A 20510-nucleotide genomic window follows, 5' to 3' on the forward strand; every position below is an offset into this window, starting at 1 on the left:
TAACATAATTCAAATAAAAATAGGAATGATTATGAAAATTTTAGTCGTTGGTGCAAGTGGTCGTGTCGGTAGTAACTTGGTTAAGCAACTATTAGCTGACGAACACCAAGTAATTGGAACGACTCGCCAAGAAGAAAAGCTGTTTGATAATGACAACTATACCCAGCTAGATTTGGATATTACTGCTAGCAAAGAGTCTATTGAAAAACAATTAGATCAAGATATTGATGCTGTCTACTTTGTAGCAGGATCTGGTGGTAAAGATGTACTAGAAGTTGACTTACATGGTGCAGTAAAGACCATGCAAGCAGCGCAAGACAAAGGTATCAAACGCTATATTATGCTCAGCTCTGTATTCTCGCTAGAGACTGAGAAATGGGACAATAATCCTAACATTGCAGATCTAAAAGACTACTATATCTCTAAGCACTATGCTGATCATTGGTTAGTGAATAACAGCTCGCTCGACTACACCATCGTACAGCCGGGCGCACTGAAGGAGCGTGACGGTACAGGCAAAATCACTATCAATGATACCAGCTCTGGTGAAAATGCTATTGAAGATGTCGCAACGACGCTGGCGGCTGTCCTAACCGCAGATAATACTATTGGAAAAGTATTCAATTTGCATAACGGTGACATAGACATCAATGAAGCCATTGCTACAGTATAAACCACCATTGTTTAGGTGAGTTTGACTACTGGGATGTGACTACGTACGTCAAATCACTGAATCAGATTATAAAAAAGGTTGTTATCGATTCGCCAATATCCAATTGGCAAATCGATAACGACCTTTTTTCTTGCTGCGATGAACAAAAGCTATCTATCTCGTTATGCTTGATCACTGGGAAAAGCAATCACTTCCTCCAAATTCTTTGCGCCCGTTATCACCATGAGCAATCGATCAACACCGACCGCAATACCACTACAAGGGATCAAGTCATCAGATGCAGCAATTAAATGCTCATCTATCGGCATCTGTGGCAACCCATGACGCTGACGTAATTGATTGTCTTGTTCAAAACGTGCTCGTAATGCTGGACCATCTGCCAGCTCATCATAAGCGTTGGCAATCTCAATCCCGTTGATATACAGCTCGAAGCGTTTCGCTATTTTATTGCCTTCCTTATCCAGCGCCGTCTTTGCCAATGCGGCTGTCGCAGGCGGATATTCTATGATCAGTGTCGGCAAATCATGTCCCAAATTTGGCTCTACTGCATGACTAAATAGTAAGTCTAACCAGCTCTGACGACGGTTTTCTTCGCTATCATCAGCATCATTAAAATCAAATCCTATGAGCCCTCTATCTTCTGCTACCGCTTGGAGCGCAGATAGGCTCGCTGTCAGTGGATGTATACCAACAAAATCCATAAAAGCATCGACATAGCGATAATGACTCATCACCATCGGGTGACCATACAGCGCCGTAAGCAACTCATTAAGCTCACCTGCCATATCGTCGAGACTGTAATTGGGCTGGTACCACTCTAACATTGTAAATTCGATATTATGACGCACGCCTATCTCATTATCCCGAAACACAGGACAAATTTGATAAATAGGCACTTGCCAGCTCGCCAATAAACGCTTCATCGCAAACTCAGGAGAAGTATGCAAATAATAGGTACGAGGACGATCTTGATAAGTCACATTCGCTGCCACTGATTGCAAAAAGGTGTCGGTGTTACCCGCTTGTGATAAAAGCGGCGTCTGCACTTCAAGTACCTGGCGACTGGTAAAAAATTGCCGAATATCACCGATAAACTTGGCGCGTTGCTGTGCCATTGCCAGTGTCATGGTTGGTGCGTAGTTAGGTTTATGATTAGATGTACTGCTTGATTGGCTCATGACTGTCTACCGTGATTCATAAATAATAATGCTTCAATGACGTAGATTATTTATGTTTTTAAGAATAGTATTTTTAAATTGTTAGATTAGGATTGCCACTCACGGCGCAAGTGGTAATCACGTCTCAGACCGTCAAAGTCAGCGCCATTCACTTGTTTGTCAGAACTTTCACCAGATATTTTGCTTCGCAACGAGGCATCATCTTGCATAATGTCATAAAATTTTGGCAATCTGTCTGGGTGTGCTTTTAGCTCAGACCACAAAAACAGGTTAAGCGGTAGCAGGTTGGACATAGACTGGGCAGGTATTATGCCTAGCTTCTCACACAAGGCATCATAGATGATTTGTGTACCACGTAGCTTGCCTTCTAATGTGTAGCCAGCGATATGCGGTGTGGCGATTGTGAGCTTAGATAGGAGGCTATCAGCAACCGTTGGCTCATGCTCAAACACATCCAAAACCACTTGTCGCCCAGTATGAGCAATATCATTCTTGAGATCATTTTCATGAATCACAGGGCCGCGTGCGCTATTAATCAATATGGTATCAGCAGGCATCATGGCCAATGTATCTGCATTGATGAGATGACGCGTTGGATAGTCACTGCCTTTAGAATTACTGGCAACTTTCTCACTTGTCAAAGGCACATGCAAACTCACCGCGTTACTTTGAGAGAGCACCTGTTCAAGGCTGGCATTATTAATAGTAGAGCTTGGTAATAATGGATCGTATCCAAGTACCTGCCAGCCCAGGTCATTGGCATACTGAGCAAGCGTACTGCCAATATTACCAAGGCCGATAATGCCTATTGTCACGGGCTGCTGCCAGTAGTTTGGACGTAGGGTCAAGATAGCTGTCAATACATACTGAGCCACCGAGTGCTTGCTACAACCAGCAGCATTGGCAAAAGTAATGTTGCGCATCGCTAAATAGTCTTGGTCGACATGATCTGTACCGATAGTCGCTGAGCCAACAAATTGCACGCTATGATTTTCAGCCAGTAGCGCCTCATTGACTTGCGTGACCGAGCGTATTAACAAAATATCTGGCTGTACTTCAGACAGCAGCTTTGCATCAATATCACGACCAGCGACAGTAATAATATTGACTGCCTGCTCGGTCAATTCACCAAGCGTAGCAGCATTAAAAAAATCATTCAGGCTAGCGATATTGCTATCAGCAACGATCGTGATGTCTTTAGCCATACTCATCGCATCTATTTTATTGTGCATAACATCTGCGATATTATTGTTTGTCATTGGCAATTTTCTCTATCGATAAGGGTTTTCTATATAGACTCGTTTCCACCGACTGTATCTTGTTCTGGACTATGTACTGGCGCTATGGCATTTGAGTCAGAGAGCGTGACGTCTTGCGGCGCAAATATCTCATTTTTATGCTGCGATATCCACTCGCGCCATACAGCAAGACCGATAGCCAATACCACAGGGCCGATGAACAATCCAACAAAACCAAACGCAGTCAGACCGCCCAATACACCGATAAAAATAATGATAAACGGGATTTTGGTCGCGCCACTAATAACAATAGGACGAATAAGATTATCCACCCAGCTAATAACAAACACGCCCCATAGTGCCAAACCAATCCCTTCTGCAGTATGTCCCTGACTCAGTAGCCAAATAGACACACCGCCCCAAACAAATGGCGTACCAAAGGGAATCAGCGCAATAATAAATGTGACAATGGTCAATAAGATAGGACTTGGCGCACCAGCGAAGTAATAGCCGATACCAGCCAATAACGCCTGAGCCAATGCCGTCAGCCCAATACCGTATACCACTGCACGCGTGGTTGTACCCACAGAATCGATGTAGCCGTCGATGCGATTGCCGATGATGTTACGCAGCGCTTGACGAATCTGGCGAACCAGACTGGTGCCATCACGATAAAAAAAGAATAGTGTCATCAGCGCCATACCAAGCTTGGCCAGACCACTGAACACCACATCAAATGCTACCTTGCCATAATACAAGTGCGACTGAACCCAAAGACGAAAGGCTTCTAGCGTGCCTTCTGGGTTTTTATTGATTCGCCACAGTACGTCTTTGATTTGCTGGCCGATAATCGGTAATTCTTTGAATGAGTCAGGCACATCTAGATAGCCCACTTTAATACGATAGACCAAATTACTAATTAAGCTTAACGCTTCTTGCTGCAAAATAAACACACCAATAACCAATGGCACACCTATTATCAAGGAGATGCTCACGGTCATAATAGCAGCGCTAAAATCTGGACTCAGTTTAACTTTTTCGTGAAAAAACTCATAAATAGGGAACGTCACATACGCCAAAATCGCCGCCCACAATGCCGGTACAATAAAAAACTGCACCACTTGAAAGCATAATACGAACAGCGCAACCAGCAAGGTAATCGCAAGCAAGCGCTGGATAATAAATTCTTTTGTCCAATTTTCAATCATAGCGTATAAACCAAGAGCGGACAGCAAACGATAGTTTTGCTGGCAAGTTTATAAATGTGTGATGAACATCAGCTTATAGACGCTGTCCATAAACTGTATCCATTAGCGAGGATGGTAGATTATAAGTATATAAAGAAAAAACGGTGTCAAACCCATTAAATCACATGACAATACTGCGTATTTACAAACTATCACTCTGATAAATAACATCGCGCAAAACGCAGCTATTACGCTCCATTATGCAATAGATTATGATAATTATATAACGCTATGTTGTAATCTTTACTTACAACTTTGTCTATGCAAGCTTACTAGATGATGACCGGAATGACTAGCGCATAATGCATGGATTTGCTGTGAAAAACAGTGCCATCGCAGCTGCTTTTATGTTCAGCTATTAAACTGCGATCTTATCAGGGAATTCACTGGTGCGTTCTATTTGTCACGACAATTGATGTTATACTAAAGCAATTATTTTAAGCTTTTCAATATAGTTAAGTGCATTTGTACGCTTTTATTTTTGTCGTTGCATAAACATCGCATCTATCAAAGCAGATTCCAGACCCTCTTGTATCGTCTTCTTCTAGACTATCATAAGATCTCATTTTAGGATGGCACGATCATTTGGGGTAGGAGGCATAAGCAATCATACTTTTAAGCATTGTTTAAGCGCTTATGTAGGATTTAGGCTTGTCATATCAACTCAACATTCGAGCTTGATAAGCAAGCGCGCAGTTTTGAATGAATTTCGGACTTACTTTGATTTTATTTTAAATCAATACAGACTCACCAAATTTTAATAATATATCGATAGGAACAATAACAATGTCAAAAGACACTGATAATCCCAATCTTAACCCCTCACATGAAGGCAGCAAGACCAACAAACTACAAGATACGGTCACTTTTGCTTTAGCGCAGTCACATTTTTTGGTAGGCGATATCGCAACCAACGTTGAAAAAATGCGCACGCTTGCATTACAAGCACGCGAACAAGGTGCTGACGTTATCGTATTCCCAGAGCTGGCGCTACTAGGCTACCCTCCGCAAGATTTATTACTACGCCCAAGCTTATCAGGCCGTGTCAAAAGCGCCTTATCTACTTTGAGTGATATCGACGATATTGTCATGATTGTCGGCTATCCGCATGTCGATCATCACGGTACTTTTAACTCCGCTGCTATCTTACATAACGGTCATCAAAAGGGCTTCTATCACAAGCAGATGTTACCAAACTATGGTGTATTTGATGAGCGTCGTTACTTTGATAAAGGTCGCAATCAAGTCTTATTTGACTATAAAGGCATTACGATTGGTCTGCTCATCTGTGAAGATTTATGGGACAAAAATCCAATTGCTGAACTCAAAAAACAAGGTGCTGACCTCATTGTTAGTTTAAACGCCTCGCCTTTTGAGATTGAAAAGCAAGACAACCGTAAAGCCATGCTTGCCAAGCGCAGCCGTGAAAACAACTTGCCTATCGTCTATGTCAATGCAGTTGGCGGTCAAGACGATCTTGTGTTTGATGGCGGTTCTATGGCTGTACAAGCCGATGGTAGCGTGGCTCATGAAGCACCGCGCTTTATGAATCAGTTACTATTGGCCACTTTAGATGTCAAAACGGCTAAGTTCAACAACCAAGCCAAAGCGCCATTGACCCTAAGCCGTGAGTCAGAGATGTATCAAGCGTTAGTCGTCGGTCTACGCGACTATGTCAATCACTCAGGATTCTCTGGCATTATCGTGGGTCTGTCAGGTGGTATTGACTCAGCACTGACACTCTGTATCGCGGTTGATGCGTTGGGCGCTGACAAAGTCTATGCCGTCATGATGCCGTACGAATATACCTCTCAGATCAGTCTAGAAGATGCACAGGCTCAGGCACGTCGCTTAAATGTCTCTTATACCGTTTGTCCTATTTTCGACGCCGTCGAAGGTATCCGTCATACGTTAGCGCCTCTATTTAATAAGTCACCAGCTGATACAACCGAAGAAAACATCCAAGCCCGTGCTCGCGGTGTTGTCTTGATGGCATTATCCAACAAGTTTGGTCATTTGGTTATCACGACAGGTAACAAATCAGAATTAGCAGTTGGTTACTCAACATTGTATGGCGATATGGCTGGCGGTTTTGACGTATTAAAAGACGTGTATAAATCACAAGTCTATAAATTGGCAAGCTACCGCAACCGCCTAGAAGACACGCCTGTCATCCCTGAGCGCGTCATCACTCGTCCGCCATCTGCTGAGCTACGTCCAGATCAAAAAGATCAAGATAGCTTGCCTGATTATGATGTATTGGACGGTATCTTGATGTCTTATATCGATGAAGATATGGGCTATCAGGAAATTATCGATAAAGGCTTTGATGCTGAGATGGTCGCAAAAGTCATCAAGATGGTAGACAATAGTGAGTATAAACGCTTGCAATCGCCAATCGGTACAAAGATTAGCCACAAAGCTTTTGGACGTGAACGCCGCTATCCATTGGTCAATAAGTGGTCAATTAAAGGCTAAATCGCAGGTGCCTTTCAGCTTGTATGGCTTATGAATTTATGAGTTGAAAGGTGCAAGTCAGATCGTTTGACAAAACGTCGAATTTTTCCTATTAGCTGGGTGCTTGCCCAGCTTTTTTGGTTTTTATTCACCAAACAATTTATAGATATTCCTATTTTTTCCACATAAACCTACCCAATATTTTTGACTTAATTACTTTTACTTCTTTTTCGAGTATGTCATGAGCTTGCTAACTGCTAGTGTTTTTCTTCTCCTTCTACTTGCCTTGAGTACCTTTGTTTCTGCCGCTGAAATTGCTATTGCCGCAGGGCGTAAAATCAAACTTCAAATCATGGCAAAAGAAGGCGATGTTCGCGCACTTGATGTCCTCAATATGCAGGAGCATCCCGGTAGTTTTATCACCGTGGTACAAATAGTACTAAATGCGGTTGCTATTTCGGCTGGTGCCGTGGGTGAATCAGCCATCAGTCCTTACCTAGAGCAGTTATTCAATAGTGAAGCGATCGCATCGGTCATATCATTTGTACTCATCACCAGCTTGTTTTCACTACTTGCCGATCTCATGCCCAGACGTTTGGCGATGTCGAATGCTGAGATGATAGCGGTGCGACTGGTACGCCCTATGATGCTATTAATTTTTGTATTAAAGCCGATCATATGGGTGTTTGATGGTGCTGCAAATATCCTCTTTAAGTTTTTTGGTATTTCAACCATACGCCAAGACGATATGACCCCAGAGGATATCTATGCCGTCATGGATGCGGGTGCTGAAGCGGGCGTGATAAAAAAACAAGAGCATCATCTGATCGAAAATATCTTTGATATGCAAGAGCGTACCGTTACCTCGGTGATGAATCCACGCGAAAATATCGTTTATTTCGATACCAAGACCAGTACCGAAGCTGTCGTAGAGGTCATGATTGAGCAGCCGCATAATAAGTTTTTGGTCTGTCATGATGACGATTTAGAACATATCGTTGGCTACGTAGAGTCTCGCAGTTTTTTGGCGTTGGTTCTAAACCAGCAAGAGGTTAGCCTGACAAACAAATCTCTGCTAAAGCCTGCGCTTTTTGTGCCTGATACGTTGTCTTTGTTTGAAGTACTCGAGATGTTTAAGTCTACTGGTGCAGACTTTGCGGTCATTGTGAATGAGTATGGACTCGTGGTTGGGGTTATCACACTCAAAGACGTCATGAGTATCGTGATGGGTGAGCTGGTAACGCTTGAGGAACAGCCTATTGTCCAGCGTACAGACAACTCGTGGTTGATCGATGGTATGACCCCTATTGAAGATGTCATTCGTGCATTAGATATCGTCGACTTACCACGCAGTGAGAACTATGAGACCATCAGCGGCTTTATGATGTATATGCTTCGCAAAATTCCTAAGAAGACCGATACGATCGAGTATGCCAATTATCGGTTTGAAATCATTGCCACCGATAATCTGAAAATCACTCAAATGCTAGTGACCAAACGAGAAGATACGGTTTGATTGATTGGCCAATTAATCATTTATTCAATTGGCCTAGGACGCAGCATTTTAGCCTCACGCACAAAACTAATCTCGCGCACCAAAGATAGCCGTACCAACACGTACCATGGTAGAGCCGTTGTTTATCGCCTCTGCCATATCACCACTCATCCCCATACTAAGCGTATCCCAAGCGTTCAACTCTGGATGGTTGGCTTTGATATCGTCAAACAATGCATTGGTTCGAGCAAAGGCATCTGTATCTGCTTTGGCAGGGATAATCATCAACCCGCGCAGTTGCAAGCGCTCATAGCCTTTAATCGCTGTGATCAATGCTGGTAGCTCTGCTGGTAGGCAACCTGACTTGCTGTCTTCGTTGTCAATATTTACCTGAATCAGTACGTTCAATGCTGGGAGCTCATCTGGGCGTTGGTCATTTAAACGTTTGGCGATGATATCGCGCTCAAGGGTTTGCACCCAATCAAAATGCTCGGCAATATCGCGTGTCTTATTACGCTGAATACTACCGATATAATGCCAGACGATATCCGCGCATTCAGGATTCAATTTTAGCGTATTTATTTTTTCAATGGCTTCTTGTAGATAGTTCTCGCCAAAATGCTGCTGTCCTTCATTCGCCAAAGTAGCAATCATATTGGCAGGCTTAGTTTTTGACACGGCTAGCAAAATTGTAGTATTGGCAGATCTACTATCTCGCTCAGATGCATGTTCATAGGCTTGGGTCATTTGCTCTTTGACTTGCTGCCAATTAGCGACAAGCGTCTGATTATCAATACTTTGATTTGTCTCTTTCATATCAGTCATATATAGGGCTCTCAAAGTTTGCTTAATTTTTAATAGGTTTTATAAAAAGTTTATGGCTAATATTCATGTATAAAATTAGCTCGAAAATGACGAATTTCATATTTTCTTAAAGGAGTAGATGGTTAAATACTCACAGTCTTGTTATGATATTGTTACATGCTTTAACATATGCTACTGAATATGATAGCGGTGGTAAAGACTGCATGCTGGTTCACTCTTCCATATTTTACGCTTGAACAAAGCGATTGATAGGTAGTTTACCACGTGCCTTTGTGCTCTTTTGTCTTACCCTGACTAATTGATAGGAATATCGGATTATGGCTGAAAAAAACACCTTAAGTATCGAAGACTTGCTACGTTTTACGGTCAAACATAAAGCATCAGATTTACATATTTCAGCTGGCATGCCTGCGATGATTCGTACCGATGGCGAGATGACACGCATCAATATGCCTGCGATGACGCACCAAGTGGTTCATCAGCTCATTTATGACATTATGAATGACAAGCAGCGCGCTGATTTTGAAGAATTTTTTGAGACAGATTTTTCTTTTGAGATTCCAAACTTGGCACGTTTTCGAGTCAATGCATTCAATCAAAATCGCGGCGCAGGCGCGGTATTCCGTACCATCCCTTCTAAAGTATTGACCATGGAAGACTTAGGCATGGGCGACGTGTTCAAACGTGTCTCAGACTTCAAACGTGGCGTAGTATTGGTTACCGGCCCAACTGGTTCGGGCAAATCGACGACGCTGGCGGCAATGATTGATTATATTAACGAAAGCCGTAAAGAGCACATTTTAACGATTGAAGATCCGATTGAATTTGTTCATGAATCGAAAAAAAGTCTGATTAACCAGCGTGAAGTACACCGTGATACCTTGGGTTTTGAGCCTGCATTGCGTTCAGCATTGCGAGAAGATCCAGATGTCATCTTGGTTGGTGAGTTACGTGACCTTGAGACCATTCGTTTGGCATTGACTGCAGCAGAAACAGGACATTTAGTATTCGGCACTCTGCATACTAGCTCAGCCGCTAAGACGATTGACCGTGTCATCGACGTGTTCCCAGCCGCCGAAAAAGATATGATTCGTGCGATGCTATCGGAGTCACTGCAAGCGGTTATTTCACAAACACTGCTACGTCGTCAAGCTGGTGGACGTGTGGCAGCTCATGAAATCATGCTAGGCACACCCGCTATCCGTAACCTAATACGTGAAAACAAAATTGCTCAGATGTATTCTGCCATCCAAACGGGTGCAGGCGAAGGCATGATTACACTTGATCAAACGCTAAAAAACTTGGTAGGCAAAGGCACCATCAGCAAAGATGTGGCTCGTCCTTATGCCAAGCAACCTGAGGCATTTTTATAGTCTCAGCCAAATCACAAAAAAGCGTGAATGGTGCTAGATTTTTATTGGTCTCTATAAATGACCTTTAATACACTACTCTAAATAACTTTTAATCGACTTACATCGAATGCAGGTACGATATGGACATTGATAAATTATTGCAGTTGATGATTAATAAAAATGGCTCTGACCTTTTTATTACTGCTGATGTAGCGCCTTCCATGAAAGTAAATGGAAAAATTTTACCTGTCGGGAAAACCCCTTTGACCGCTGATCAAACCATGATGTTAGTCAAAGGAGTGATGACCCCTAGCCAGCAAAAAGAATTTAAAGAGACGAACGAGTGTCAATTTGCTATATCTGATGAAGCACAGCAGGCACGTTTTCGGGTCAGTGCATTCATACAGCGCGATATGGCAGGAATGATTTTACGGAAAATTGAGAATAAAATCCCAACTGTTGAGGAACTACGCTTGCCACCAGCGCTCAAAGAGCTGGCCATGAAAAAGCGCGGCATTATCTTGCTGGTCGGTGCGACTGGCACAGGTAAATCTTCTACGCTCGCGGCTATGATTGGACATCGTAACCAAAACTCTCATGGGCATATCATTACCATAGAAGACCCTATCGAGTTTGTCCATAAACATCGTGGTTGTATCATCACTCAGCGTGAAGTCGGTATCGACACTCATTCATTTGAAGCAGGACTAAAAAACACGCTGCGCCAAGCACCAGACGTTATCTTGATTGGTGAGATTCGTAACCGCGAGGTCATGAGCTACGCGATTCAGTACGCTGAGACAGGGCATTTGGTATTTGCAACTTTGCATGCCAATAATGCCAACCAAGCGATTGACCGTATCATTCATTTCTTTGAGACCAGTCGTCATAATCAGCTATTTATGGATTTGTCACTGAACTTGCAGGCCATTATCGCTCAGCAACTCATTCCAACTCCTGACGGCAAAGGACGCCGTGCTGCCATTGAGATTTTATTAAACTCACAGCTGATTAGCGACTATATCCGTAAAGGTGAGGTGCATGAAATCAAAGATGTCATGACACGCTCCCGAGACAGCGGTATGCAAACCTTTGATCAAGCGCTTTTTGATTTGTATGAACAAGGAGAAATCACTTATAAAGAGGCAATTTTGCATGCTGACTCTCCTAACGACTTACGTCTGAAAATTAAGCTCAGTAGCAAAAACGGTAATGCTAATTTAGATGAAGGTGCTGATAGTTTATCGTTAGACATCAGTTAAGTTATTGAGAGTACCATCAGTACATACTTAAAAATTAAGCTCAAAAAAGCCCTCACTATCAATAATGAGGGCTTTTTAATATGAGAGATCTTAGAATCATGTATAAAAATAAAACCTTACTTGATAACCAAAGTCATTACTTGGCACTGTCTCTGCAAGCTTGGTCAGCACAAATACCATATAAGACCAACGAATGACCTGAAAGTTTAAAGCCGTGCTTTTCTGCGACTTTCAGCTGCTCTTCCTCGATCATCTCATTATGGAACTCAATGATTTTGCCACAAACATCACAGACCAGATGGTCGTGATGCTCTTCTTGAGTGATTTCAAACACTGACAGATTATTTTCAAAGTTGTGACGTTCTACAATACCCGCTTGCTCAAATTGAGTGAGTACACGATAGACTGTGGCAAGACCAACATCTTCACCTTGTTCGATGAGCGCTTTGTATACTTCTTCTGCACTCATGTGGTGTAACTCGGCGCTTTCTAGCAGCTCTAAAATCTTGATACGAGGTAACGTAACCTTCAATCCTGCTCTACGTAAATCTTGATTGGTAAAAGAAGCCATAATATCCCTTCTGACTGTGACAGTCTTAGCAAATGAAAAACTAAAAAATATGAGATAAATAATCGTTGATGATTATTCTTTATTAAATATAGGTGGTTTTAACACCCTCAAAACAGTGCTGATGAGGTGACGGACTGCTTTATAACTGCCTGAATAACCGCAGTGCAAGCCTATGAATTTAAAATATAAATAATAAAACCATTCAGGTGGTGTTTGGTAAATAATGTCGTAAGTGGTAGGCAATTGCAAGTAAATGACGTATCATTTGTCCAAGATTGTCGGTCAGACTCGCACCATCTAACTCTGGCCGCGCCTAATTCATTTCTTATGAGTCATCTTACCATGATAAAGACATTAAATTTTCGTCCGTTAAGCCATGCCAGCGTACTACGTAACATTGTCATCACCAGTATGCTGAGCGCTACTGTCGCTATGTCTGGCTGCTCACTATTGAGCGTTTATAAGATTGATTTGCCTCAAGGCACAGCGATTACTCAAACCCAAGCACAAAAACTAAAAGTAGGGATGAATCAGAACCAAGTACTTTATATCCTTGGCAGTCCTGCGATTAGAGACACCCTTGAGCCTAAGCGCTGGGATTACATTTACGACTACCAAGCAGGCACCGAGGGCCGCCGTAAAGGCATTGCTGATGTCAAAAATGCCAGCCAACACTTAGTCGTTTACTTTGATGATAATGGTTTAGTCACTCGCATCGAAGGTATGGAGAGCTTACCAGCATCGTAATCAGTACGATTTATCAGCTCGAATGACTAACAGTTAAAACAAATAATAGCTTATCCGCGAGATTTATTTTTGCGCTGAGACATTGGATCAGCGCTTAAACTGCGATATACCTCGATACGGTCAAAAGGCTGCAATAGATAATTCAGCGGCTGTTTTTGTGCATAGATGCCCACATGCCAACGTTTAGCTGTTGGCGTTGTAATGTCTACTGCTTGCTCACACCATTTTGCCAGCGCTGCAAATTTTTCAAGCCAGCCAGCTTGACCTAGTGCCTCATACAGACTCGTACCTTGTCTAACCTTTAACGCCAGATAATGCTGGCGCTGCTCATCTTCCGCATACGCCAGATAGACTGTCATTAACTCCGATTGCAGCGCATTGCTATTGCTATTACTATGCTTGCTACCGTCACCTGTTAGCTCAACCACTGTATCACCCAACCTATCAATGCCAATAGCAATGCCAGCGGTACGACAAGACGTATCGCGACTCGCCATAAGTTATAGAATGCTTCGCTGCTAAAGTTCAATGATTTACGTAAATGACTGATCTTCATCTGCCATCCTGCAAATACTGATAATAGTAGTACAGCTACACTACTCACTATAACTAAAATGCCTACTAGCCAAGTCGTCGGAATCGCAACCACCAGTAGCAACGCTAAAACAAAAGTTATTATCAAGCTGACTAATAGCCCAAACTTATGCGTTAACTGCTGAGTACTGTAATGCAGCAAATAGCTAACGACGAATAGTACGCCAGCCCAATAAAGTAGTTGTCCAATCGGTGGTAACGACATACCACTAATAAATAGCGCGACGACCCCTACCAATAGCTGCAAAATCCAAATCGGTAATACCAATTTAGTGGCACGATAATCACGAGCGGCCTTATTTTGTGCTTGTTGGCTGTTTGCTTCCACGGCAGTGATCGTCTGCTTACTGACCAAGTTTTGCCCGAACCAGTATAATCCTGTACCCGCACCAACACTGACCAATGCTAGCGCCACTGCCCGCGCCCATTCAACCAAGCTGATATCGGTCATAGCAAAACTAATATTAGGCATACCATTTGCGATGCCCAGTATTAATCCAACGACCATCAATCCAAGGCCAATAGGCAAAGGCGCGGTCCCAAGCAGACTTAATAGCACAGTAATAACCATCAACCCTGCGGCAATCGCAAAACTTGGCACATCAGGGGTACTATTAAGCTCAGTCAAGGCAGTTAATATCCCTGTGCTGGCACCTGATATGATCAATGCTGCAATCACAATAGAAACCAATGCAGCCAGCCAACCAAAGCTGCGCCATATTGGGCTTGCATCTGATTCGCGAGTGAGCTTTTGCATACCAGCCAAAGGTCCCTCGACACTACGATAAGCCAAAGCTATCTCAGCATAAACGACTGGCAACGCGACCAACACCATTGCTAGGAGCCATAATAACCAAAAATCAATCTCACCGATTGAAGCAGGGGCGAACCAGCGAAATAATAATAACGGTAATAATACCGCGATAAAATAAGAAGCATAACGGATCATCATAATCTCAATCCAAACGATCTAATACCATTCACAAGGACGACAGTAGCAAGTAAAACGAGTTCGATACAGCTAATCGCATTTTTGAGCATGGTATAAAGTGAATAACGGTAATTTATAATTATACAGAGCAATGAGTTGCCTCTGTAGAGGAATTCAGCTGTACATTGTCTTTTCAATATAAGGGACAAACAGTTATAAAAAAACCCCGAAATCGGGGTTTAGTAGTTCAGACATGATCAATATATGCAAGGTGCTCAATAATTCTATCTAAAAAGTGCGTATCAGATATTGATCATCAGTGCCGTTTAATTAGTGAATAGCACTCACATAGTCTGACAAGATACGAATGTCACGATCTGATAATTTCGATGCAACAGTTTGCATCATGCCCATCTCACCTTCTTTCGCAGCATCATTGACACGTTTTTGATCATCGCTATCGATATCATCAGCACGTCCAGCGGCGCGGAATAGTTTTAGCTGAGTGGCAATGTATTGAGCATGCTGTCCGCCTAATTTTGGAAACGCCGCCCAAGGGTTACCTGCAGCGTCCGGACCATGACAACCAGCACAACCAATCACACCGCGTGACTTATCACCACCCAAGAATAGTTTAGTGGCTTCTTGGTTCGTTGCAGGGTTGCCGTATCCAACACCCCAAGGTGCTTGGCTAGAGTAGTAACCTGCCACGTTGGCTAGATCTTGCTGAGACAAGTTAGCAACTTGTGACTGCATGATACCGTTTTTGCGATAGCCTGCTTTAAAGTTAACTAACTGTTTATAAAGATACTTTACGTTTTGGCCGCCAAGGTTTGGCTGCGCAGGAACAATACTGACCCCATTAAGACCATGACAAGCAGCACAAACGGTTTCTGCAATTTTCTGACCTGCATCGACGTCATACTCAGGAACAATAATAGCAGCTTGTACGCTGAAACTTGCAACGCATAAGCTGGCAGCAGCGATTAACTTTTTCATTGATACAAATCCTACTAGCTCGGCGTAAGCATTATTTAGAGTGATTGCACGGATAAGATACCTGATATAGCCGCCTCTTTAATCATAGGCGTGGCATATATTTTGAGGTCTTGGACACAAGCAGTCTGAAAGTACTTACTAACATCAGGGTTTATTTTCGATTATTATAGCAAGACTTTGTATCATTTGCCTACTTAATCGTAGTATTCATCAGTTTTCTAATGAGCCTAGCCTAAAGTACAGGGCAAAAATAAAAAGCGCATTCAGGTTGTAAACCCAGCGCCCTATTTTATCGCTTCAAGCTCCATTTCTAAATGGACTACTTGCTCATATACTCGATAAGCTTGCGATAGTCATCATCGCTACAGGTGTCACAGAGACCGCCTGCTGGCATCTGAATCATGCCACTTTTGACAGACTTAATGAGTGTCGGCATTCCCTTTTGCTCAATAAGTTTCTGCCATTTAGCACTGTCGCCTTTTTTGATAGCATTTAGCGCGCCACTATCATGACAAGCTGCACATGAGTTATCATAAGTAGTAGCAATATCAGCCGCACCTGCGCTACTGATCATGATGCCACTTAGCAATAAGGCAGCACTGCCAACTGTTAGAGCATGATAGCCCTTGCTAAGAAGTCTATTGATTGAAAACATAGAGCACCTCCTCGTGAGATTTCACGTGTCTCATCAATCGTTCTATTAAACGTCTTTCATTAAACATTGTAACAATATATGTCATGCAAACATAGATAAATTATATTCAGCTTTGTTAACACTAAAAACTTATTCTAATCAACAATTAACTTTAATGTTATCCTACTATTTATATGATGCTAATCGCAGTTATTTCAATAAGTAAGACAGGTAATAGTATAGAATAGCCGATAATATCAAATCGCTAACTTTATAAAGTATAAGCGCTGATAAAGTAGAGCCTCTTACCCCTTTTTTGCATATTTGCTGAATTGAAGTCATGGCTTAAGCTAACCACCAGCTAACTAGAACTTTATACCCGTATCTAATTTTTTAAGATTAATGAGCCATTTATGAATACCCCGTTTACCGATGTTGCTGCCGAACATGCGCTGTTCAACACAAAATCCCGTCAGAAAATTCAACAGACTGAATTTATGACATCAGCGCCCACCTTTAAGCTTTGCCCACCTGATATGGGGTTAGAAGTTGCCTTTGCAGGACGCTCGAACGCTGGTAAATCCTCAGCCATCAACGCTTTGACCAATCAGCGCCAGCTTGCACGCTCGTCCAAAACGCCTGGACGCACGCAAATGATTAACTTTTTCAGTATCGGTAACACTGATAGACGGCTGGTTGATTTGCCAGGTTACGGCTATGCCGCTGTACCACTTGAGATGAAAAAAGAATGGCAGGTCGAGCTAGAAGAGTATCTAGTATCGCGCTCAAGCCTTGCCGGCCTAGTGCTTATGACGGACATTCGTCACCCACTCAAGTTTTTTGACGAGCAGATGCTGCATTGGGCAAAAGATGGTGACCTACCCGTACATATCCTGCTGACTAAAGCGGATAAGCTTAAGTATGGTGCCTCTAAAAACGCCCTACTCAACACCCGCAAAAGACTCAAAAAACTCGGCTTAAACTGTACTATCCAGTTATTTTCAGCTTTGAGAAAAGAAGGTCTTGATGAGCTGGCTGGCGTCATGGGTAAATGGTACGATTATCAACTGGATAATGACAAAATCATTGAATCGTCTTTTGCATTATTAGAAGGCGATGAGTTAGAAGACGCCATTGAAAAAGAAAGCGGTCAGGAAGAAAATAAATAGATATTATGGTATCAAATAAAAAAAGGGGTTTGTCGATATTAACGATGAACCCCTTTTTTATTTAAGTTAAAAAGACTTTTATTTAAGCACACAATAGCTTAGCCAATGCTTGCGGCGTATCAACCTGATATGTCGGATTTTGCTCTGCAAGCTCTGCACTTGTTGCCGTGCCATAGTTGACCGCGATACTGGTCATACCCAGTTTGGTTGCCATTTGAATATCATAGATGCTGTCACCGATGAACACGGCATCAGATATTTGCTGCTGCGTGTAATCCAAGATATCAGTCAACATCTGCGGGTCAGGTTTTGAGCCTGACTCATCAGCACAGCGTGTCATGACAAAATAATCGCGACTGTCAGAAGCATCCAATACACGATCTAGCCCTTTTCTTTTTTTACCAGTTGCAACAGCGAGCTTTTTGCCCTGCTCCTGCAAAGTCTGCAACATATGCTCTATCGGTTCAAAGAGCGGCGTCGCATGACTGTTGGCGATATAATAATCTGCATAGGTTTGCTGAATGGCGAGCCTTTGCGATTCAGCGGCCTTGGGATATAAAATCTCAATCCCATTCATTAAACTTAGGCCGATGATGTCTTTCACCGCTTTATCGGTCGTCTCAAATCCATGTGCTTCTCCAGCCACGTGCATGGAATCCACAATTAAGCCGATAGAATCCATCAGCGTGCCGTCCCAGTCAAAAATAACTAGTGTCTTATCAGATAGACGATGCTCATCTGCTGGCTGAGAGTGTTGAGTAAGTTCTGGCGTATCAGTGGTAAATAATGCAGTCATGGATTCACCTTAACGAATAACAATAGTAAATAGCAGATACGAAAACGTCACGGTGGCTTATTCATAAAAATAAGATATCGTGACGTTTTCATGTTTCTATAAAGGTCTAAATTTTTAGACCAAAATGATTATATTTAGACCTATTCAGGCAATTTGGTTGTCTCTGGTAGCCAATCCGCCATGTCGTCTGGCAATGGTGCGGTAATAAGGTCATAACCCGGAATATCTAAGCGCCACGCGTGCAGACACAGACGATGAACACCTGATTTATCATGCACGTTATACTTATCATCACCCAAGATAGCATGACCGATATGAGCCAAATGCACACGGATTTGATGCGTGCGGCCAGTTAGTGGCTTGGCTTCGATGAGGCTTACTGGCTGACCATTAATCATAAAGCGATCATGAACGATGATATCGGTTTGGCTTTCTTTCGCTTGCGGGTCTTGGCTGTCTACTTTGACTCGGCGCTCGCCGCTAGCAAGCGTATAACGTAGCAACGGTGCATTGATACGTTGCTCATTAAGCGCAGGCTGTCCTTTCGCCAGACATAGATAGTGCTTTTGAATGGTCTTGTCTACCAAATGCTGCTGCAACACTTTAAGCGTTGAGCGTTTTTTGGAAATCATCAGCAGACCTGAGGTGTCTTTGTCAATGCGATGTATCAGTTCTAGATACTTTTTACCCGTCACTTCACGCATGGCTTCGATGACACCGAAGTCCAAGCCACTACCGCCATGCACCGCAATGCCAGAAGGCTTATTTAGCACTAGCAGACCTTCGTCTTCATAGACCACACGTGCCAGCAAGCTTTTGGCAAACTCAGTACTGATGATAGGTTTGTCACGTGTTGCCAACTCCACAGGTGCGATACGTACAACGTCTTCACGCTGCACTCTGTCGTGTGCCTTACAGCGTTTATTGTTGACGCGCACTTCATCTGAGCGAATCATCTTATAGATGTGCGATTTTGGCAAACCCTTTAAACGGTTTAGCAAAAAGTTATCCAAACGCTGGTCATGCTGATGTCGCGTCACTTCAAGGTAGTTTACCTTGCCGAAGTTGCTAATCTCATCGTCAGCGCTTTGTGGGCGTGTTTTGCTATTGAAAATAGCAGGGGCTTCATGGGTGGGAGCGTCGTCAGTCATTTTTGAGTTTGTCATTTTTAGTTAGGTATTTACACAAAGATTTGTTATAGTTTAGCATGTTGAGCGACAATTAAGCAGAGGCGACAGCAATAATCATTGTTGTTTCAGATAGCTGGTTACTGTTTTATTAATTTCCAGTGCTTACTGATTGCTAGTAAAGAGGTCTATGCTATTTACCCTGCTGCTATGAAACGTTTCATCTGATTGTAGGGCCAGTCGTTTAAAGGCATTAGCATTTAAAGGTATTCATTACCAAACACAGCCCTATAAATTAAAACACTGTATCGAATTTTACTCGGTACCATAAAACAAATAGTGACACTAAATACCATCGCGTTAATAACTTTGACGATCAGTCTATTTATTAACGGATGACAACACCACATTGACTCACTAACTGCATGACAACGACTTTTTTTGATAACTATTTATTATTTAATGATTACTTATCTGATGGTCCTTTATGACAGCATAGTTGAGCAAGTATGGGTCGTTTAGCGTTAGGATCGAAAAATAATTCGATAGCTGCCTGAGTATTGGTGGTCAAACAGATGACGATAAAGATGTAAATACGATATCATGCTGACAAGCTGGTCCATTACTCTGTTTGCCAAGTACGCCCCGCTGATAACCAAAGCTGTGATACCTAACCTTGAGACACCCAAGATATTATTGACGATATATAAAGAACGATAAATAAAGAGTAACCAATCGCTTTGCCTGAATAGATAACCGCTGACTGATGACGCTACGATATATAGTAGCAATCATGACCGCGATATTATTGTTAGACTTTGAAGGATGAATGGCTATCGCAATATGCCTTTTTAATATCAGTATTTTTTAGACCTGTAACTGACCGTCGCCCACGCTTACAACGTGCGCCAACATCACTACCAATAGAACGTACTGACATTAAGAGAGTTTTTATTCGCTGACATATTCATATATGTACTAAGTTTATTGATAATAGAATATAAGTATCATAGCCTTACACCCTATATTATTTATATTGATACGAGCAGCGCTCATCACTTCAGGTAAAAAAGAAGCCATTGAAAAAGCCCACGTGCTTTACGAAACCCACGATTTACGTTCTACTGTTCACTGATATCTACAAATGCTAATGTCATATTAGCCACACTTGCCACTATCTTCTAAAGACTGTCTTATCGTTGTTATGCGTACTCA

At 42.5% G+C, this 20510-nt stretch carries 18 protein-coding genes; 7 read left to right on the forward strand and 11 right to left on the reverse strand.

The annotated features are described in order from the left end of the window. The first annotated feature begins 31 nt into the window (after nucleotides 1-31). Nucleotides 32-673 carry an SDR family oxidoreductase gene (locus JMX83_RS02990; protein WP_201598965.1) on the forward strand — a complete coding sequence of 214 codons (642 nt, stop codon included), beginning with the start codon at nucleotides 32-34 and terminating at the stop codon, nucleotides 671-673. 161 nt (nucleotides 674-834) lie between these two features. Here the strand turns inward: JMX83_RS02990 and epmA are convergent, their stop codons facing one another. The 3 genes from epmA to JMX83_RS03005 all read right to left on the reverse strand — a co-directional run bounded on the left by epmA (nucleotide 835) and on the right by JMX83_RS03005 (nucleotide 4297). Continuing rightward, nucleotides 835-1851 (reverse strand): EF-P lysine aminoacylase EpmA, encoded by a 1017-nt coding sequence (gene epmA, locus JMX83_RS02995; protein ID WP_201598967.1) that lies wholly within the window; start codon nucleotides 1849-1851, stop codon nucleotides 835-837. An 86-nt stretch (nucleotides 1852-1937) separates the two neighbouring features. Continuing rightward, nucleotides 1938-3056, reverse strand: coding sequence for a 4-phosphoerythronate dehydrogenase (locus tag JMX83_RS03000; protein ID WP_227675698.1), 1119 nt, complete (start codon nucleotides 3054-3056; stop codon nucleotides 1938-1940). Nucleotides 3057-3139: 83 nt separating this feature from the next. Continuing rightward, the gene (locus JMX83_RS03005) at nucleotides 3140-4297 is read right to left on the reverse strand and encodes an AI-2E family transporter (protein WP_227675686.1); all 1158 of its coding nucleotides are present in this window, start codon (nucleotides 4295-4297) and stop codon (nucleotides 3140-3142) included. A gap of 825 nt (nucleotides 4298-5122) precedes the next feature. Here JMX83_RS03005 and JMX83_RS03010 point away from each other — a divergent pair. Both JMX83_RS03010 and JMX83_RS03015 read left to right on the forward strand, forming a co-directional pair. After that, entirely contained in the window at nucleotides 5123-6814 is a 1692-nt protein-coding gene (locus JMX83_RS03010; protein WP_201598968.1) for an NAD+ synthase, read from the forward strand. A 220-nt stretch (nucleotides 6815-7034) separates the two neighbouring features. After that, nucleotides 7035-8309: a hemolysin family protein gene (locus JMX83_RS03015; protein ID WP_201598970.1), complete on the forward strand. Its 1275-nt coding sequence runs from the start codon at nucleotides 7035-7037 to the stop codon at nucleotides 8307-8309. Nucleotides 8310-8375: 66 nt separating this feature from the next. On the opposite strand, the gene JMX83_RS03020 is transcribed toward JMX83_RS03015, so the two are convergent. Beyond that, entirely contained in the window at nucleotides 8376-9104 is a 729-nt protein-coding gene (locus JMX83_RS03020; RefSeq protein WP_201599086.1) for a YggS family pyridoxal phosphate-dependent enzyme, read from the reverse strand. Between the two features lie 326 nt (nucleotides 9105-9430). Between JMX83_RS03020 and JMX83_RS03025 the strand changes: the two genes are divergently transcribed. Beyond that, on the forward strand, nucleotides 9431-10486 hold the full coding sequence (locus JMX83_RS03025) for a type IV pilus twitching motility protein PilT (protein ID WP_058024233.1): 1056 nt from the start codon (nucleotides 9431-9433) through the stop codon (nucleotides 10484-10486). Between the two features lie 119 nt (nucleotides 10487-10605). Next, nucleotides 10606-11727, forward strand: a complete 1122-nt coding sequence (locus JMX83_RS03030; RefSeq protein ID WP_201598972.1) for a PilT/PilU family type 4a pilus ATPase — start codon at nucleotides 10606-10608, stop codon at nucleotides 11725-11727. Nucleotides 11728-11863: 136 nt separating this feature from the next. On the opposite strand, the gene fur is transcribed toward JMX83_RS03030, so the two are convergent. After that, entirely contained in the window at nucleotides 11864-12298 is a 435-nt protein-coding gene (gene fur, locus JMX83_RS03035; RefSeq protein WP_201598980.1) for a ferric iron uptake transcriptional regulator, read from the reverse strand. A 327-nt stretch (nucleotides 12299-12625) separates the two neighbouring features. Between fur and JMX83_RS03040 the strand changes: the two genes are divergently transcribed. Further along, nucleotides 12626-13045: an outer membrane protein assembly factor BamE gene (locus JMX83_RS03040; RefSeq protein WP_201598981.1), complete on the forward strand. Its 420-nt coding sequence runs from the start codon at nucleotides 12626-12628 to the stop codon at nucleotides 13043-13045. A gap of 50 nt (nucleotides 13046-13095) precedes the next feature. Here JMX83_RS03040 and JMX83_RS03045 read toward each other — a convergent pair whose 3' ends face one another. The 4 genes from JMX83_RS03045 to JMX83_RS03060 all read right to left on the reverse strand — a co-directional run bounded on the left by JMX83_RS03045 (nucleotide 13096) and on the right by JMX83_RS03060 (nucleotide 16224). Next, nucleotides 13096-13473, reverse strand: a complete 378-nt coding sequence (locus tag JMX83_RS03045) for an RnfH family protein (RefSeq protein WP_227675687.1) — start codon at nucleotides 13471-13473, stop codon at nucleotides 13096-13098. Further along, nucleotides 13461-14591: a hypothetical protein gene (locus tag JMX83_RS03050; protein WP_201598983.1), complete on the reverse strand. Its 1131-nt coding sequence runs from the start codon at nucleotides 14589-14591 to the stop codon at nucleotides 13461-13463. Before JMX83_RS03050 ends, JMX83_RS03045 begins: the two co-directional genes overlap by 13 nt. A gap of 309 nt (nucleotides 14592-14900) precedes the next feature. Then, nucleotides 14901-15569: a c-type cytochrome gene (locus tag JMX83_RS03055; protein WP_075107765.1), complete on the reverse strand. Its 669-nt coding sequence runs from the start codon at nucleotides 15567-15569 to the stop codon at nucleotides 14901-14903. Nucleotides 15570-15888: 319 nt separating this feature from the next. Beyond that, nucleotides 15889-16224: a c-type cytochrome gene (locus JMX83_RS03060; RefSeq protein WP_201598984.1), complete on the reverse strand. Its 336-nt coding sequence runs from the start codon at nucleotides 16222-16224 to the stop codon at nucleotides 15889-15891. A gap of 392 nt (nucleotides 16225-16616) precedes the next feature. Here JMX83_RS03060 and yihA point away from each other — a divergent pair, with 392 nt between their 5' ends. Next, nucleotides 16617-17372, forward strand: a complete 756-nt coding sequence (yihA, locus tag JMX83_RS03065; protein WP_201598986.1) for a ribosome biogenesis GTP-binding protein YihA/YsxC — start codon at nucleotides 16617-16619, stop codon at nucleotides 17370-17372. 82 nt (nucleotides 17373-17454) lie between these two features. Here the strand turns inward: yihA and JMX83_RS03070 are convergent, their stop codons facing one another. Together JMX83_RS03070 and JMX83_RS03075 are read right to left on the reverse strand one after the other, a co-directional pair. Then, nucleotides 17455-18168 carry an HAD-IA family hydrolase gene (locus JMX83_RS03070; RefSeq protein WP_201598989.1) on the reverse strand — a complete coding sequence of 238 codons (714 nt, stop codon included), beginning with the start codon at nucleotides 18166-18168 and terminating at the stop codon, nucleotides 17455-17457. A 140-nt stretch (nucleotides 18169-18308) separates the two neighbouring features. Further along, complete coding sequence (locus JMX83_RS03075) at nucleotides 18309-19319, reverse strand: RluA family pseudouridine synthase (RefSeq protein WP_201598991.1); 1011 nt, start codon at nucleotides 19317-19319, stop codon at nucleotides 18309-18311. Nucleotides 19320-20510 lie beyond the last annotated feature (1191 nt).

It is taken from the genome of Psychrobacter piscatorii (assembly GCF_904846415.1).
Taxonomy (GTDB): Bacteria; Pseudomonadota; Gammaproteobacteria; order Pseudomonadales; family Moraxellaceae; genus Psychrobacter; species Psychrobacter piscatorii.